At 73.4% G+C, this 16,591-nt stretch carries 9 protein-coding genes; 3 read left to right on the forward strand and 6 right to left on the reverse strand.

What is annotated here, in order from left to right:
* Window positions 1–109: 109 nt before the first annotated feature.
* On the reverse strand, window positions 110–700 hold the full coding sequence (locus tag AOM46_RS02595) for a TetR/AcrR family transcriptional regulator (RefSeq protein ID WP_062204935.1): 591 nt from the start codon (window positions 698–700) through the stop codon (window positions 110–112).
* Between the two features lie 184 nt (window positions 701–884).
* Between AOM46_RS02595 and AOM46_RS02600 the strand changes: the two genes are divergently transcribed.
* The 3 genes from AOM46_RS02600 to AOM46_RS02610 all read left to right on the forward strand — a co-directional run bounded on the left by AOM46_RS02600 (window position 885) and on the right by AOM46_RS02610 (window position 3,810).
* Window positions 885–1,838: an LLM class flavin-dependent oxidoreductase gene (locus AOM46_RS02600; protein WP_199823908.1), complete on the forward strand. Its 954-nt coding sequence runs from the start codon at window positions 885–887 to the stop codon at window positions 1,836–1,838.
* Between the two features lie 254 nt (window positions 1,839–2,092).
* Window positions 2,093–3,001 carry a lysozyme gene (locus AOM46_RS02605; RefSeq protein ID WP_062204941.1) on the forward strand — a complete coding sequence of 303 codons (909 nt, stop codon included), beginning with the start codon at window positions 2,093–2,095 and terminating at the stop codon, window positions 2,999–3,001.
* Between the two features lie 128 nt (window positions 3,002–3,129).
* Complete coding sequence (locus tag AOM46_RS02610) at window positions 3,130–3,810, forward strand: peptidoglycan recognition family protein (RefSeq protein WP_062204943.1); 681 nt, start codon at window positions 3,130–3,132, stop codon at window positions 3,808–3,810.
* 18 nt (window positions 3,811–3,828) lie between these two features.
* On the opposite strand, the gene AOM46_RS02615 is transcribed toward AOM46_RS02610, so the two are convergent.
* The 5 genes from AOM46_RS02615 to AOM46_RS02635 all read right to left on the reverse strand — a co-directional run bounded on the left by AOM46_RS02615 (window position 3,829) and on the right by AOM46_RS02635 (window position 16,008).
* Window positions 3,829–4,608 (reverse strand): 4'-phosphopantetheinyl transferase superfamily protein, encoded by a 780-nt coding sequence (locus tag AOM46_RS02615; protein WP_062204946.1) that lies wholly within the window; start codon window positions 4,606–4,608, stop codon window positions 3,829–3,831.
* Window positions 4,605–6,959 carry an SDR family NAD(P)-dependent oxidoreductase gene (locus tag AOM46_RS02620; RefSeq protein WP_062204948.1) on the reverse strand — a complete coding sequence of 785 codons (2,355 nt, stop codon included), beginning with the start codon at window positions 6,957–6,959 and terminating at the stop codon, window positions 4,605–4,607. The genes AOM46_RS02615 and AOM46_RS02620 overlap by 4 nt, the downstream gene beginning before the upstream one ends.
* On the reverse strand, window positions 6,952–8,334 hold the full coding sequence (locus AOM46_RS02625; RefSeq protein WP_062204951.1) for a cytochrome P450: 1,383 nt from the start codon (window positions 8,332–8,334) through the stop codon (window positions 6,952–6,954). Before AOM46_RS02625 ends, AOM46_RS02620 begins: the two co-directional genes overlap by 8 nt.
* Window positions 8,331–14,393, reverse strand: coding sequence for an SDR family oxidoreductase (locus AOM46_RS02630; protein WP_062204955.1), 6,063 nt, complete (start codon window positions 14,391–14,393; stop codon window positions 8,331–8,333). The genes AOM46_RS02625 and AOM46_RS02630 overlap by 4 nt, the downstream gene beginning before the upstream one ends.
* A gap of 67 nt (window positions 14,394–14,460) precedes the next feature.
* The gene (locus tag AOM46_RS02635) at window positions 14,461–16,008 is read right to left on the reverse strand and encodes an acyltransferase domain-containing protein (protein WP_062204960.1); all 1,548 of its coding nucleotides are present in this window, start codon (window positions 16,006–16,008) and stop codon (window positions 14,461–14,463) included.
* Window positions 16,009–16,591: the final 583 nt, after the last annotated feature.

Genomic DNA, 16,591 nt, shown 5'->3' on the forward strand with positions numbered 1-16,591 from the left:
CCCGGACCCGATGAGCACGGCACGGCGCGGCGCGGCGCGATCGGTGGCCGTGGCGCAGCCGTAACGGCCGCCACGCGTCGGTGCGTGGCCTGCCGCCCGGCTCCGGGTGTCAGTGCGCGGCGGTGGTCGGGCGGATGCCGGCGAAGACCACCGCGAGCAGGCGGTCGATGCGGTCGGCCGAGGCGTCCCGCCCCTGCTCGTGGGCCCAGGCGACGCCGGAGACCAGCAGGAAGAAGTCCGTGGTGCCGACGTCGGGGCGGACCTCGCCGGCGTCCCTGGCCCGGTCGAGCAGTGCCTCGCCGGCCTCGCGCATCGCCAGGCAGGCGGCGTGCAGGCTGGAGTCGGCGTGGTCGAGGGTGTGGGCCACCTCGCCGGTCAGCCCCCGGAAGGTGGTCGTCGCGGCGACAAAGGCGCGGGTCCACTCGGTGAGCGCGGGCCAGGGGGCGCGGCTGGTGACCAACTCCCGCCCGGTGGCGCCCAGTGCGTCGAAGTGCTCGCGCAGCAGGGCCTCCAGCAGATGCTGCCTGCTGGGGAAGTGCCGGTAGAGCGTGCCGATGCCGACTCCGGCGCCGGCGGCGATCTCTTCGAGCGAGGCGTCGGTGCCGTGTTCGGCGAACGAGGCGCGCGCCTCGGCGAGCAGCCGTTCGCGGTTCCTTCTGGCGTCGGCGCGCGGGAGGCGCGTCGTCGTCGTGTCGTCCAACCTTCTCTCCTCGGTTCGCCGTGCCGGGCCGCGAACTCCCGGTTCCCGGGCCGGGGCGGCGCCTCGGTGGCCAACCGGAGCCTACCTCCGTTATCGTGACCGGGCTAACCGGAGGCTGCCTCGGTTTGGCGGGTTCGGAGGTCGACGCGGCATGCGCCGGAGTGGGGGAACAGTGCGAACTACCGTGTCGTCGAGGGGCGTTCGACCGTCGGGCGAGCCGGGCCCGACGGTGGTGGAGCTGGCGAGGCGGCGGCTCGGCCGGTTCGGGGTCTGGCTCGCGCCGGACGCGGTGCGGTCCACGCCGGTGGCGGTGCTGCGGACGCAGGCGCGTCGGATCGAGGAGTTGGGCTATGGCTCGCTCTGGACGGGGGAGCCGCCGGTCGGTGCGCCGGTCGCCGGGCGGGAGATCTTCAGCCTGCTGGCCGTTCTGCTGGCCGCCACGGATCGGCTGGTGCTGGGCGCCGGTGTCGCCAACGTGGGCATGCGCGTTCCCCAGGCCATGCGGTCGGCCGCCGCCGGATTGGCCGAGGCGTATCCCGGGCGGCTGGTGCTGGGCCTCGGCGGCGCCGAAGGACCCCGTCCGCTGCACCGACTGCGCGGCTATCTGGACGCGATGGACGCGATGGGCGAGGCGGATGGGACGGATGGGACGGGCGGCCGGCGGTATCCCCGGGTGCTGGGGGCCATCGGGCCCCGGGCGCAGGCGTTGGCGGTGGAACGCGCGGACGGGGTGCACCCGTTCCTTCAGCCGGTCGCCCATACCGCGCGCGCCCGAGGGGCCGTCGGCGACGGGGCGCTGCTGATTCCGCATCAGGTGCTGACGCTGGAGGAGGAGCCGGAGGCGGCCAGGGGGCGGCTGCGCGCCGTGTTCGGCGCGGTGGGCGGGCGGCCGTTGGCGGAGAACGCCTATACCCGCAACTTCCGTCGACTCGGCTACGACGACCGGGACTTGGCCGACGGCGGTTCGGACGCCCTGGTGGACGCGGTCCTGGCGCATGGCGGTGCCGCCGCCGTGGCCGCCCGGCTGCGCGCCCAACTGGCCGCCGGCGCCGACCATGTGCTGCTGCATCCGCTGACGGATGATCTTCCCTCGGCGGTCGACGAGTTGGAGCGGCTGGCCTCCCCGCTGCTCGACTGAGGTCGGGGGAGGGGGGGAGGGGGAGCCGGAGTACGGGGGCCGTCGGCGGTGGGGTGCCGCCGTCGCGTCTGTGAAAGTTCCCGATACAGGGGGCGCGTTGGTGCAGGCGGGGGTGTTTTTCACAGGGATAGACCGGTGGGGTGCGCCGAGTGCTCTTCCCCGGGGATGGGTCTACGTGCGTAAACTGGGACATGACGTGACCGCGTCAAGTGCACTGATCCGTTCCATCCCCCCTCGATACTCAGGAGTCGGTCATGCTCTTCACCAGATCACTCTCCCGGCGCCTCAGGTGGCGAATGGCCACCCTGGGTGGCGTGTTCGTGGCCGTGTTCGGGATTCTGCTCACCACCCCGTCGGCCGCGGCCGGTGCGTCGAGTGTCGCGGCCGGTCCGACCGAGGTGCCGGAGGCCGTGGGCACCCTGGAGCCCGGTGAGGCGTTCATGGGCGCCGGCACCGCCATCCACGAGGGCCGCGCGCTGGACACCGGCGAGCTGTCGTTGGAGCCCTTCGACACCAGCGGCGTCCAGGGCATCGACGTCTCGCACTGGCAGGGCGCCATCAACTGGACCTCGGTGCGCGGCGCCGGCATCCAGTTCGCCTGGATGAAGGCGACCGAGGGCACCAGCTTCAAGGACTCCAGGTTCAACACCAACTACCCGGCCGCGCACGGCGCCGGCGTGATCAGGGGCGCCTACCACTTCGCCCGCCCCGACGTCTCCAACGGCGCCACCCAGGCCAACTACTTCGCCTCCAACGGCGGGGCCTGGTCGCGGGACAACCTGACGCTGCCCGGCGTCCTGGACATCGAGCACAACCCCTACGGGGCGCAGTGCTACGGCCTGTCCACCACGCAGATGCGCACCTGGATCAACGACTTCTACAACACGTACAAGTCGCGCACCACCCGGGACGTCGTGATCTACACGACCGCCAGCTGGTGGAACACCTGCACCGGCAACTGGACGGGTATGTCGGCCAAGGCACCGCTGTGGGTGGCGCACTGGACCACGGGCAGCCCGACCATTCCCGCCGGGTTCCCGACCTGGACGGTCTGGCAGTACACGGACTCCGGCTCGATCAGCGGCATCTCGGGCAACGTGGACCGCAACAAGTTCAACGGTTCCAGGGACCGCCTGCTGGCGCTGGCCAACAACACCGCCTGACGTCGGCTCGTACCCCGCTCGACACGTACATGCGCACGGTGGAGCCGGCGGATGCCGGCTCCACCCCCTCGTTGTGGTTCCCCCCCCACTTGGGGCACCAAGAGCCCCAAGGAGCGCAAGGAGTCCTGATGGAACGCGAGTTCTCCCTTCGGCGCAGAATGCTGTTCACCGCCGCCGCCGGTGTCGGCGCGGCGGCTGCCCTCTCCGGCACGGCGCGCGCCGCCAACCCCTCCGCGACCCCCTCCGGGTCGAGTTCCGCGGTCGAGCCCGATATCGACGGCACCGGCGCCTGGGGAGCCAGGGCGCCGGGCGGCACGATATCGGTGCTGAACTACCGGCCGAGCATGATCATCGTCCACCACACGGTGAGCGAGAACACCACCGACTACTCCCGCGCCCAGGCGCATGCGCACAGCCACTGGGTGCAGGACCTCCATATGGACGGCAACGGCTGGGTCGACACCGGCTACAACTTCCTGGTCAGCCGGGGCGGTTGGATCACCGAGGGTCGGCACCGCAGCCTGGAGACGTTGCAGGGCGGCACCAGCTTTGTGCTCGGCGCGCACACCTCGGGCCAGAACGGCGCGGGCGTCGGGATCGCCAACGAGGGCGCCTACCACGACGGGGCGACGCCGCCGGCCGCGCAGTGGGAGGTGCTGGTGCAGCTGTGCGCTTATGTGGCGACGCAGTACCGCATCCCGGCCACCGAGATCTACGGCCATATGGACTTCGGCTCCACGCTCTGCCCCGGCATCTTCCACGAGATGCTGCCGCAGCTGCGGTCCGAGGTGGCGGACGCGATCGGCTGACGCCGCCCGTCCGGCGGTTCACCTCCGGGGGCGGCCCCGGCGGGTGGCCGTGCCGAGCAGGGTCGTTCCGTCGTGGGCGGTGGGGTGGGGCGCGGCCCCACCGCCGCCGGCGCCGATGACGGCCAGGGCGCCGTGGTAGCCGTCCCCGGTGTGCCGGTGGTCGAGATCGCGCAGGGTCACCCGCCCTTCGGACGGGCGGAGCGCCGGCTCCAACTCCCTTACCAGCGGCGGCTCGTCGGCGGTGGAGACGACCAGTCGGGCGGGCGGCCGGGTCAGTCCGACGCCCAGCGCCTTGAGCGTGGCCTCCTTGCGCGCCCACACCCGGGCGAAGGCGGCGGCGCGGGCGCCGGGATCGAGACGGAGCAGCGCCCGTGCCTCGTCCGGCGCCAACGCGGAGGCCAGCAGGGCGCTGTCGGGCGACAGATCGAGGTCCCGGTCGATCCGGGCGATGTCCAGGCCCAGCGGGGCCGGCCCCACGGCCACCCCGACCCGGGCCCCGGAATGCGAGACGGACAGGCCGAGCCCGGCGTGCCGGTCCGGCAGCCGGGGCCGGCCGTGCGGGCCGGCGCAGTCCTGGCAGTCGGAACGCAGCGGCACGCGCCGGGCCGGCAGGCCCAACCGGCGGCCCAGCACCAGCCGCAGCAGCGCGCGCCCGGTGAGGTAGCTGCGGCCGGCCGCCGGCAGCCGGTAGCGGTCCAGCCGCGCCAGCTCGTCGGGGGCGAGCAGCGCGCGGAGCGCCGGGTCCGCGTCGTCGGGCGCCGCCCACCACACCTCGAACCCGTCCGCCCCCTCCGTCACGGTGTGCCCGACACCCAGGCGGCGCCCAGGAGTTGGGCCACCTCGCCGCCGTCGGCGGCTAGCATCCGGTACGCGGGCCCGGTCGCGTGCAGCGCCGCCGCCGGCCGGTCGGGGGCAGTCAGCCGCAGCCGCTCGGCCTTCCACAGCTCGCCGCGCCCCGCCCCGGGACGCAGCGGGGAGATGGCGACGGCCGCCTCAAGGGCCGCGCTCGGCAGCCGTGGATGCGGCGGATCGACCAGCGCGAACCACTCCGCCGGGCGGATCGGCTCCACCTCGGCCCGCCAGCCGTCCGCCGCCCGCCAGGGGCCGACGGACAGCAGATACGACGTCCAGCCGTAGCCCTCGTCGGCGGCCGTCGGCGGGTTCGTCGGCCGGGGTCCGGCCGGTGTTTCCCCGCCGTTCGTCAGCGGGGATTCGGCCAGCGCCACGGTCGCCTCGGCCGCCACCGTCCCGCCTCGGGTGAGCGTGACCCGGGCGGTGTTCAGCGGGGTGGCCGCCAGTTCGGGGTGGTGCGCGGTGGCCTGGTCCAGTCGTGCCTCGCGGGTGAAGTCCAACGTTCCGCCGTCCCCGACCCCGTCCAGTCGGAGCGCGCCGGGCCGGATCGCGATGTCGAGCAGCGCGACGGGGGTCGCCGGTTTCCCGCCGGGGAGCAGCCAACCGGCGCCGTCCAGCAGGTATTCGAGGGCCAGGGAGAGCGGCAGTGCCGGGGCCCCGCGCACCGTGACCTCGGTCAGGCAGCTGGCCCAGGACGGGTCGAGACGGTGCTCGGTGACCACGGTCGTGGTGGGCGCGTAGGTGGCGACCTCGCCCAGGAAGAAGCGGCGACTCAACATCGGGGTGTGTCCCGGCCAGTCGGACGGTACCGCGATGCCGCGCAGGTGTTGCGGGGTGAGCAGCCCGTTCTCGCCCATGAAGCAGACCTCGCCGCTGCCCTCCCTGGTGATCTCGGCCAGCCAGGCGTCCACGCCGTCGGCCACACTGATCGGCGTCATATAGCGGGAGGCGGCGTCCAGGTTGGTGATCAGCCCCACCCCGTCCCAGGTGGGCCAGGCCAACACCTTGACGGGGTAGGGGAGTTGCCGCCCGGCGTGCAGCGCGAGGCGGGCCAGGCCCTCGTTGGCCGCCGCGTAGTCGGTCTGCCCGACCATGCCGCCATAGCGGCCGGTGAGCGAGCCCACCGCGCAGAGCATCTTCAACGGGGTGTCGCCCAGGGCGTCCAGCAGGTGCAGAAAGCCGTCGACCTTGACGCCGATGACCTCGCGGTAGCCGGCGAAGGACTTGCCGGGCAGCCGGGTCGGCCGGTCCACGCCGGCGTTGTGCACCACCATGGAGAGCCCGGGCCCGGCCGCCGCCACCAGGGCGCGGACCTGCTCGGGATCGGTCACATCGGCGGCGACATAGGTGATGTCGGCGCCCGCCTCGGCGGCCCGCGCCAGATTGTGGTGTATCTCGCGCAGCTGGGCCATCCGGTCCAGCCGGCGGCGCACGGCGTGCAGCGGTTCGTCCGGGGCGCGTTCGGTGTAGGCGCCTCGGCTCAGCGCGGCGAACGCGTCGGCTGAGGCGGTGAGCCAGGCCGGCCGGTCGTCGGGCAGCGGGGTCCGCCCACCGACCAGCACCCGGCAGCCGGTGCGCAGCGCCGCCGCCAGGGCGAACTCGAAGCCGATGCCCCGGGCGCCGCCGGTCATCAACAGCACGTCGTCCGGGGTGAGATCGATCGGCTTGCCGTCGATCCCGGCGACATGCGCCAGCAGCGCGTGCCGTCCCCCCGCGTCCCGGCCGACTTCGAGGAGTCGGCCGGCCGTCAGTTCGGCGACGACCGGCGGGCCGGGGTCGAGGGACGCGTCCAGGTCGAGCACCCGCACATCGCAGGCGGCCAGCTCGCGCGGCAGGGTCTTGGCCAGCCCCGCCCAGAGGCCGCCCAGCGGCTGCGCGCCGGGCGCATCGGCCAGGCCCATCGAGCCGCCCAGCCAGGTCACGGCCAGATAGTGCAGCCGGCGGGCGTCGGTCTCGGCCGCCCAGTCGGCGTGGACGTGTTGGAGCGCGGCCAGGGTGCGGGCCATCGCGGCATGCCAGGAGCCGGGGGCGATCGGCGTGCCGGGCGCGAGACCGCCGTCCACGATGGCGTCGACCGGGGTGGGGCGGTCGGGGCGGCCGGCCGTCTCGTCCCAGTCGGCCGGGATGCCGCCGCCGGCGGTGACGGCGGCCCGCACCGAGGCCCTGAAGGCCGGATGCCCGCCCAGGACCAGCACGGTGCGCCCTGTCAACGCGCCCTCGGCCGGGGGCGGTTGGGCTGGCAGTGGGGCCAGCGCCAGCAGATGGCGCAGGATCGGCGCCCCGCCCGGTTCAGCCATGGGCCCGGCCGCCCTCGCGGGCCCTCAGCCTGACCCACATCTCGCCCATCGGGCGCAGCGAGATCACCGAGTCGCCGTAGCGCGTCAGATCGCCCGGCACCGGCTCCAGGCGGAAGCGCTGGGTCACCATGGCCAGGATGATCTTCAGCTCCATCAGCGCCATCAGGTTGCCGATGCACATCCTCGGCCCGCCCCCGAAGGGGAAGTAGCCCATCCTGGGGCGTTCCTTGACGGCGGCGGGAGTGAACCGCAGGGGGTCGAACGCCTCCGGGTTCTCCCAGACCGCCGGGTTCCGGTGGGAGACCAGCGGCGACAGCATCAGGGAGCTGCCGCCCGGTATGTGGAAGCCGTCCAGGACGTCGTCCTCGACGGCGTCCCTGGGGTAGAGCCAGATCGGTGGATAGAGCCGCAGGCTCTCCTCGATCACCATCCGGGTGTAGTCCAGGGTCGGCAGCTCGGCCTCGGTCGGCGCCCGGCCGTCGAGCACCCCGCTCAGCTCGCCCTCCAACTCCTCCCGCACCGAGCGGTGCGTGGCCACCGCGTGCAGCGTCCAGCAGGCGGCCGTCGCGGTGGTCTCATGGCCGGCGAGATAGATGGTGAGGAGTTCGTCGCGGATCTCCTCGTCGGTCCACGGCTCGCCGGTCTCCGGATCGCGGGCCTCCTCGGCGAGGCGGACCAACACGCCCTCGCCGGTGGCCGCGTGCCGTTCCCTGATGTCGTCGACCACCCGGTCGAAGATCCGGCGGTTCCGCCTGATCAGCCGGTTGCGGGCGGTCGGCAGCCACTGCGGCAGCATCTCGCTGACATAGCCGTGCGGGAACATCACCTCGATGCTCTCGTCGACCACCCGCTTCAGCAGCGGGGTGCGGTCCCTGATGTCGTAGCCGAAGAGCGACTGGCTGAGCGTCACCAGGGTCAGCCGCATCATCTCGGCGATCAGGTCGACCGGTTCGCCCGCGCGCTCCGCCGCCTCCCAGCGGTCCAGCATCTCGCCGGTCGCCTCGACCACGTTGGGGATGATCGCGTCGATCGCCTTCCTGGCGAACGCCGGCTGGACGGCGCGCCGGTGGCCGCGCCACTGCCGGCCGTCCGTGGTGAGCAGCCCGGTGCCCATGACCAGCTTGAACTGGTCGTAGAGCTTGCCCCGCACATAGTTGGCCTGGTTCTCCACCAGCACCCGGCGCACCGCGTCCGGCGAGGTCGCCAGGTGCACGGTGTAGGGGCCGAGCCGCAGCCGGCTCAACTCGCCGTGGTCGCGCTGGAGTCGCAGCAGGAACTGCGCCGGGTCCCGACGGTAGGGGACGAGGCTTCCGAAGCCGGGCGCGCCGCGCGGTCCGGGGGCGATACGGGGGGTCGCGGTGGCGGTGTCGGTCATAGCGGCAGGGCTCCGATCCGTTGGGCTTCCTGTGCCGGGTCCGGCAGGTTCTCCACGGTGGCGCGGTCCACGGGCCGGCCGGTGCGGGAGTCGAGATAGCCGAGCGCGAAGCCGGACACGTCCTGCATCTGGAGCAGCATGGTGCCGTCGGGCAGCGTCGCGGTGAACCTGCTGGCCAGGTCCGAGCCTTCGAGCAGCAGCCCGCGCGGGGTGGCCGACAGCTCGATCCGCTCGCCGCGCTGTCCCAACTCCACGTCGTTGTCAGGGACATAGAGGTCGATACGGCGGATGCCGCTGGGCGCGGCGACCGGGATGTAGTGCTCCTTGACGAGTTCCAGCACGGCGAGCCTGGCCATTCCGTCGAGCATCAGGCTGGGCACCAGGAACTGCTCGTAGACGCTGCCGGGGGCGACCGGCGCGGTATAGCGGGCGAGCTTGCCCAGCGGGTGCAGCCGGGTGTCGGCGGTGGTGACGAACGCCCCGCTCAGATACACGGAGGCGCCGTCGGCGTGGTACGGGTCGGCGATGGGCGTCTCCGGCGCCGCCGGCCACGGGGACCAGCGCGGCGCGGGCGGATGTTCGGCGGCCAGCACCACGGTGGCGCTGAAGTGCTGGCGGTCGCGGGCCAGCACGATCCCGGTCGGCGAGACGGTGTCCCCGGTCACCCGGACGCCGACCACGGCCCGGTCGGCGTCGCGGCGCAGCAGGGTGGCGGCGATCCGGCGCGGGCTGCGGTCGGTTGTGCCGCCGAGCCGCAGGAAGTGGTCGAAGGTCACGTCCCGGAAGCCGACCACCTTCAGCTCCGGCACCAGCAGCAGCGCGGCCTCGGCGGCGAGTTCGGTGACGAAGCAGCCGGGCAGCGTGGGCACTCCGCGCACCGTGTGGTCACGGAGATAGCCGTCCCGCTCGTCGAACTGTCGCTCCACGATCAGGGAACGGTCACTCTCGCGCAGCACCCGGTCTACATAGAACGAGCCCTTGCCCTTCGCGGCGGGTTCGGGGGCGGGGGCGGGCGCGGGTTCGGGGGTGGGCGCGGGCGCCGGGCGGGGGCCGAAGTAGCCGGGGATCATCTGCTCCATCGCGGCCCGTTCCACATCGCCCAGATGGTGGGTGACGGGGGAACGTTCGGCCGCCTCCAGCTCGGCCAGGAAGTGCCGCACGCCCTCGGCGGTGGGCATCTGGGTGAGCACGTTGGCCATCTCGCCGTCGTTGAAGAACGACTGGTGGACCTCGCTCGACGCCATGCCGACCTCCTTCCACAGCGTCCAGCCGATGGCGAACTCGCCCTGTCCGGCGGCGGTGTTGTGCAGGGCGGCGGTGCCCAGGAAGTCGTTGCTGGCGGCGTAGTCGGTCTCGCCGAGCTGGCCGGTGAGGCCGATCAGGGAGGCGAAGGAGCACCAGGTGCGCGGCAGCCGGCCGCGCAGCGCGCGCCGCAGGTTGAGATAGCCGCCGGCCTTGATGGCGCGCACCTCGCGGAAGTGGTCGAGCGGCTTGGTGGCCAGCGCGCCGGCGCGGTTGACGCCGGCGGCGTGGATCAGCAGGTCGATCGGGCCGTGCGCCTCGGTGATCCGGTCGAAGGCGCCGGTCAGCGCGGTGGCGTCCAGCACGTCGGCCCGCAGATAGTGGACCCGCCCCGGGCCGCAGTGCCGCTCCATCGCCGCCAGATTGCGCAGGATCTCGGCGGCGCCCGCCAGCTGTTCGTACTCGCGGGAGATCTCCCGCACCGGCCGGCCGGGGCGCGCTGCCATGGCATCGCGCAGAAAACCCACCCGGCTGGGCAGCGCGTCCGGGCCACCGTATCCGTTGATCCGGTCGGTCAGTTCGGCGACCGGTTTGGTGCCCAGGGCGTAGATCACCGGGCGGTAGCGGCGGGCGACGGCCTTGAGCAGTTCCGCCGTGATGCCCCGGCCGCCGCCGGTGGCCACCACCACGCTGTCCCGGCCCAGCGGCGGCAGGGGCCCCGCGGCCGGCGCCGGCACCTCGTCGATGACGAGGGTGTGCCGCAGCCCGTCGGCGTGGACGGTCACCGGGAGCAGCTGGCTGGCCCGCGACTCCTCCGTCAACTCGTCGAGCAGGGTGGGGAGTCGATCCCCGGTGCTGAAGACGCCGGCGACCAGTCGGCCGGCGAGTTCCAGCGACGCGCTCTTCAGCAGCCCGGTGAAGAGGCCGCTGAACGGGTGCGCGATCCGGCGGCGGGCGTCATAGGCGCGGGCGAACCCGGCCAGCACGGTGGAGCCGGGGGCGCGCAGCGCCGGCTCGCACGCCTGGAGGGTGAGGAAGAACGCGTCGTGCAGCCGGAAGTACGGCTCCGGGTCGGCGTCCAGGGCCTCTTCGGCGGCGGCAGGACCCGACAGGTCGGTGAGCAGCCGGACCTGGCGGATCGACGTCAGCTCCTCGCCGAGCGCGGCGCGCACCGAGGCGGCCGAGATCTCGTCCAGGACGCGTCGGCGCCGCCCGGTGGTCGGAACGGTGGAGAGCACCAGCGGATCGTCCGGGCGGGTGCCCAACTCGCCCAGCAGCTCGGGCGTTCCGGTGAGCACCACGGCGTCGGCGGGCAGCACGTCGGCCGCCGGGCGGACCCGGTCGTTGGCCGTCGGCTGCCAGCGCGGCACATGGCGCCGCACCAGGTCCCGGGCCTGTTGGGCGTCCTGCGGCTCCTCGTCCGGCGCGGTGCCCCCGGGGCCGGTGAGGCGGAGGTCGAGCGAGAGCCGGTCGTCGTCCGGGGTGTCGCCGGCGACCAGCACGGCGTGGTCCGTGCCGCCCGACTCGGCGTGGTGCAGGGCGCGCAGCAGCGCGACCGCCGAATCGGCGCCCAGATAGCGGGGGGTGTCATGCGCGGGGTGCGCGGCGCCGGCCGGAAACCTGGTGGCGGTGGCGGCGTCGCGGGTGGGCTCGCCCCGGCGCAGCCGCCCCAGGGTGGCGAGCACCGGCAGGCCGGCCGCGTCGGCGGTGGCCCGGCGGGTCAGCGCGAACATGAAGGCGCCCTCGGCCAGTTCGACCTCGGGGACGCCGAGCAGTTCGCCGGCGAGCCGCGTCATCACCCGGGTCGAGTTGCCGTTGACGCCGCCCACCAGGGCCACATCCACATCGTGCGCGCGCAGATAGCGGGCACCCACCTCAAGGGAGCCGAGCGCCGAGCCGAAGCCCAGATCGACGGTGAGATTGGGACCGTTGAGATCGAAGTAGTTGGAGACCCGGGCCGAGATGACGTTCGGCATGATCCCGGGGAACGAGTCCTCGTTGGACGGCTGTACGCCCTCGCGCACCGCCTCGCGGAACGAGGCGACGATCCGCTCGTCCAGCGCCACGTCGGCGGGCAGCCGGCCGAGCGCGGTCAGCGCGTTGTCCAGATGGCAGCGTTTGCCGTAGAGCACGGCATGCCGGGTGGGGCCCATATGCCCGAGGAACACGCCGGTGCGGGCGCGGTGTCGGTCCCACAGCGGTTCGCCGAAGGCGTCCCGCAGCTCCTGGGCGCAGCGCAGCACCATCAGCTGGCAGCGGTCGAGGGTGCGCAGCACCTTGGGCGGCATCCGCAGGCCCATGCCGGTGTAGTCGTAGGCGGCGCCGAAGCTGTGTCCCGGCCCGGGACCGGTGCCGGCGAGCCAGCCGCGCACCGCGTCCGCGTCGGCGAGCCCGGGGAGATGCGCCGACCAGGCGGTGACCACGATCTCCTCGCCGCTCGACGGTCCCTCGGCGACGGGCGGCAGGGGCTGGGCCGCGGGCCGGTCCCGCACGATCAGATGGGCGTTGGTGCCGCCGAAGCCGAACCCGGAGACGGACGCCACCCGGGCCTTCGCCGGATCCGCCGGCCAGGCCACCGGCTCGGTCGGCACCCGCAGCCCGGCGTCGTCCAGGCCGTAGGCGCCCGGGCTCCGGGCGAAACGGTGCTGCGGCAGGATCGTCTGCTTGCCGAAGCTCTGCAGCACCTGGATCAGCGAGACCACGCCGGCGGCCCAACCGGTGTGTCCGATCAGGGACTTGTTGGAGGTCACATAGGTCGAGCCGGTGCCGGGCATGGTCTGGCGGATGCTGGTGATCTCGCAGAGGTCGCCGGCCGGCGTTCCGGTGGCGTGCGCCACCACCCAGTCGGGGCGCCGCTCCGGATCCGGCGCCTTGGCCAGGGCCCGTTCGATGGCGAGCTTCTGGCCCGCCGTGTTGGGCGCGTAGACGGCCTTGCCCTTGCCGTCGGACGAGGTGCCGATGGCGGATATGTAGCCGAGGATCCGGTCCCCGTCCCGGCGCGCCAGATCGAGCCGCTTGAGGGCGACGGCGGCGGCGCCGTCGGAGAACAGCACGCCGTCGGCGTCCTGGTCCAACGGGCGCAGCCGGCCGCTGACCGAGAGGCCGTGCAGCTTGGCGAAGAGCACCGCGTTGCGCGGGCCGACGGCGAAGCTGCCGCCGCAGACGGCGGCGTCATGGCGGCCTTCCAGGATGCCCTTGACCGCGATGTCCACGGCGTAGAGGGCCGAGGAGCAGGCGGTGTCCACCATCAGCGTCTCGGTGCCGTCGGGCAGCAGCCCGGCGATGGCGCGGTTGCCCACCTGGTGGGGCAGCAGGGTGGTCAACTCGGCGCGGTGCAGCGGGTAGTGGTCCTGCAGCGCCGCCCTGGCCGATGCGGCGAGCCGGGCGCGGCGCGCCGGGGCCCAGCCGGCGGCCGCGCCGGCGCGGTCCAGATCCTCCAGCAGGCTGTTCAACACCAGGGCGTCCTCAAGGTGTTGGTTGCCGTCGGCGGTGTAGCCGATGACGCAGGACAGCCGGTCGCCGGCGGGCAGCCGCACCCCGTCCAGCGCCTCGTAGAGGGCGTGCCGGAACCACTGGGTGGTGTAGTCGGTGCGGCGGCGGTCATCGCCCAGCTCGGCGGCGAGCCGGGGGTGCGGGACATAGTCGTCCACATAGCCGGACCGCACTTGGTAGGTCTTGTCCTCGGCGTCGGCATCGGCGGAGTGGAACGCCTCGCTGGGGAACCGGCCGGGACGGTCGGCGTCCAGCAGGTCGGGGCCCTCGGTCAGCAACTGCCAGAACTCGTCGGGGTTGTTGGCGCCCGGCACCACCAGGCCCATGCCCACCACGGCGATGGTGGCGCGCTCGGCGGCCGCCACCTCGTCGGAGGGATCGGGGGCGGGGGCCGGCTCGTCGACGCGGAGGGCGGCACGCGGCGGCGCGGGCGTGGGGGCGGGCGTCGGGGCGTGGGCCGGTGCGGTGGCTTTCGGGGTCGGGGCGGGCGTGGGCGTGGGCTTGGCGGCGGGGGCTTCGTCCGCTTCGGCGTCGAGGGTGTGCCAGTGGCTGGGCGGGGTCAGCATCGCGCCGCCCAGGGAGAGGCCGCCGTCGGCGACCAGGGTCTGGCCGGTGATCCAGCTCGCCGCGTCGGAGAGCAGGAAGAGGACCACCTCGGCCAGCTCCTCGGGGCGGCCGAGCCGCCCCAACGGGGTGTTCCGCGCCACCAGTCGGTACATCTCCTCCGGCTCGGGGAAGAGGCTGGCGACATCGCCCTCGATCAGCCCGCCGGACGCGGTATTGACCCGGATGTTCGCGGCGGCGAACTCGGCGGCCAGATAGCGGCTCAGCGACTCAAGCGCCGCCTTGGCCGTCCCGACCGTCACATAGTTGCCGACGGCCAGCCCCGCGCCCAACGAGGACAGGTTGACGATCGCGCCGCCGCCGGCCGCCCGCATCAGCGGCTCGGCCCGCTGGGCGCACCACAGGGCGCCCTTGAGGTTGACGTCCAGGGCGCGGTCGAACGCCTCCTCGCCGGTGTCCAGCACCCGGTCGAAGGAGCCGCTGGCGGCGTTGTTGACGAGGTAGTCGAGCCGGTCGTGCCGCTGCCGGATGTCCCCGAACATCCGGTCCACCTGCTCCCGGCTGGCCACCGAGGCCCGGACGATCTCGATCGTCAGTCCGCGCTCGGCGAGTTCGGCCCGGAACTGCTTCGCCTCCGCGAAGGAGTGGAAGCAGTTGACGATGACATGGGCGCCGAGTTCCGCCAGCCGGGTCGTGATGATCCGGCCGATGCCTCGGGCGCCGCCGGTCACCAGGGCGGTCCTGCCACTGAATCGCTGCATGTTGCCTGTCTCGATGGTTGGGTCCCGATGGGGCGCGGGTGGGCGCGGGAACTGCCTGGGCCGGTGGTCAGGAGGCCGCGCGCGCCGGGGTCGGGGCCTGGAGCACCATGTCCGCTATCCGGCCGAAGGTGGCGTACTCGGATATGTTGAACTCCTGCGGCTGCGGCGGCAGTTGGTACTGCCTGGCGACCCGGCCCAGCAGATCGGTCTGCTTCACCGAGTCCACGCCCAGATCGGCCTCCAGCATCACGTCCTCCGTGAACACCTCGGCCGGGTACTCCAGCGCGGTGCCGTACAGCTCGGCGAGTTCGGCCAGCACCGTCGACCGGTCCAGAGCCCGCCCGGGCACGGGCGCCGGCTCCGACTCGACGCGGGCGACGGGGGCGACCGGCGCGGTCCGTTCGGGCACCACCGGCTCGGGCCGCACGGCCTCCGGCGCGGTGGCCTCCGGCGCGGTGGGCTCCGGCTCCACCAGCTCGGGCACGATCGCCCTGCCGGTGAACCGGTCGTGCAGCTGCCGGATCGCGCGCAGCGCCGCGACGCCCTCGGACTGCCAGAACCGCTCGAACCCGGCGGAGTCCGCCAGGCCCGCCGGGTCCCCGCCCAGCAGATGCCGCACCGCCGAACGCAGCTGCTCGTTACCGCCGTTGGCCAGTCGGACGATGTCCCCCAGTGCGGTGCCGCGCCGGCCGCTCTCGTCCACGGCGACGGCGGTCCAGCCCGGCTCGTCGGCCAGGATCTTCCCCACCAGCTCGGTCAGCGTCTGGCGACCGCCGCACTCGACGAACAGCTCGGTGCCCTCGCCGTGGGCGTGCCGCACCGCCGCCGGGAAGTCGAACGGCGTCACCAGCTGCTGCGCCAGCAGCGCGGCGAAGTCGTCACCCTCCTCGTAACGCCGGTTGAGGATGGGGGAGTAGACCGCGACATCGGGCGCGGTCCAGCGGATGTCGGCGAGGGACGCGGCGAAGCCGGCCGCCGCGTCCGCCAGCACCGGACTGTGGAAGGCGTGCGGCGACTCAAGCCGAACGGCCGAGACATCGGCCTGGCGCAGCAGCTCGCGCGCCAGCAGCATCGGCCCGGCCGCGCCGGAGAGCACCACCTGGTTCTCGCTGTTGACACCGGCCAGCGCGACCGAGTCGTCGTCGAGGAAGGCGAGCAGGCCCCGCGCGCGCTCCGGGCCGGTCCGCACCGCCAGCATCATTCCCTCGGCGTGCTCCAGCGCGGCCAGCGCGCGGATCCGCCGGGCCACGACGCGGGTGCCGTCCTCGACGGAGCAGGCCCCGGCGGCGGTCAGCGCGGCGATCTCGCCGAAGCTGTGGCCGATGTGCAGACCGACCTCGACGCCGTCCTTGCGGAGCGCCAGCGCGGAGGCCACCGAGGCGGCGAAGATCGCCACCTGGAGCAGTTCGGGCGCGTCCCGCAGCAGCGTCGCGGTGTCGGCGGTGCCGTCCTCGACGAGCGCCTTCAGATCGACGTCCAACTCGTCCCGCGCCACCCGGTGCACGGTGTCGACGACCTCTTCGACGATGGCGGAGCGGTCGGCGAGTCGACTCAGCACGCCCGGCGTCCAGGCGCCCTGGCCGGGAAACAGCAGAGTGGTCCGTGCGAGAGACATAAAACCCCCAATGTGGTCCGAAACGCCGCTGACGGCGCCCGGGGACGGCGGGTGGAATCCCTCGCCTGTTCGGCGCTGATTCAGCGGGGACTCCCCCGGTAACAACGCACCGGCGCCTACGCGAATGGACATGTCGGAATCGGCGTGTCCTCAGGTCACATTTCCACCGGAAGCAGCGCCAGAATCCTGGGCGGCACGGCCGAGCAATGTCAATCGAACTGGCAGAACCCTGTCAGGGCCCAGGGCCGCTCAGCCTACCCAACTCGCCGGCTGGCGCGACTCGTTAATCGCCCCGTGCGGGACGCGGGACAGCGGGCCGGCGCCCGCCGTTCATGGACCGGCGCCTTTTATCGCGATTCCGCCATAAACCATTATCCGTCCATCTCGCCCCTTCCGAAGCCATTGTCCGGCCGGGGTCGCCGTAAGGTCCGGCCGGGGTCGCCGTAAGCCGCACGGGACCGCGCGGGGAATTCCCGGGACGGCCGGCCCCCGGCTCTTTCGTTCCGTCCACCGGCGGCGGCGCGTTCCGCATGCCGGGCCCGTCGGACGAATCGGGCGCCGACGGCGGTCCTGACGCGCGGCG

Source organism: Streptomyces sp. NBRC 109706 (assembly GCF_000974485.1).
Classification (GTDB): domain Bacteria; phylum Actinomycetota; class Actinomycetes; order Streptomycetales; family Streptomycetaceae; genus Streptomyces.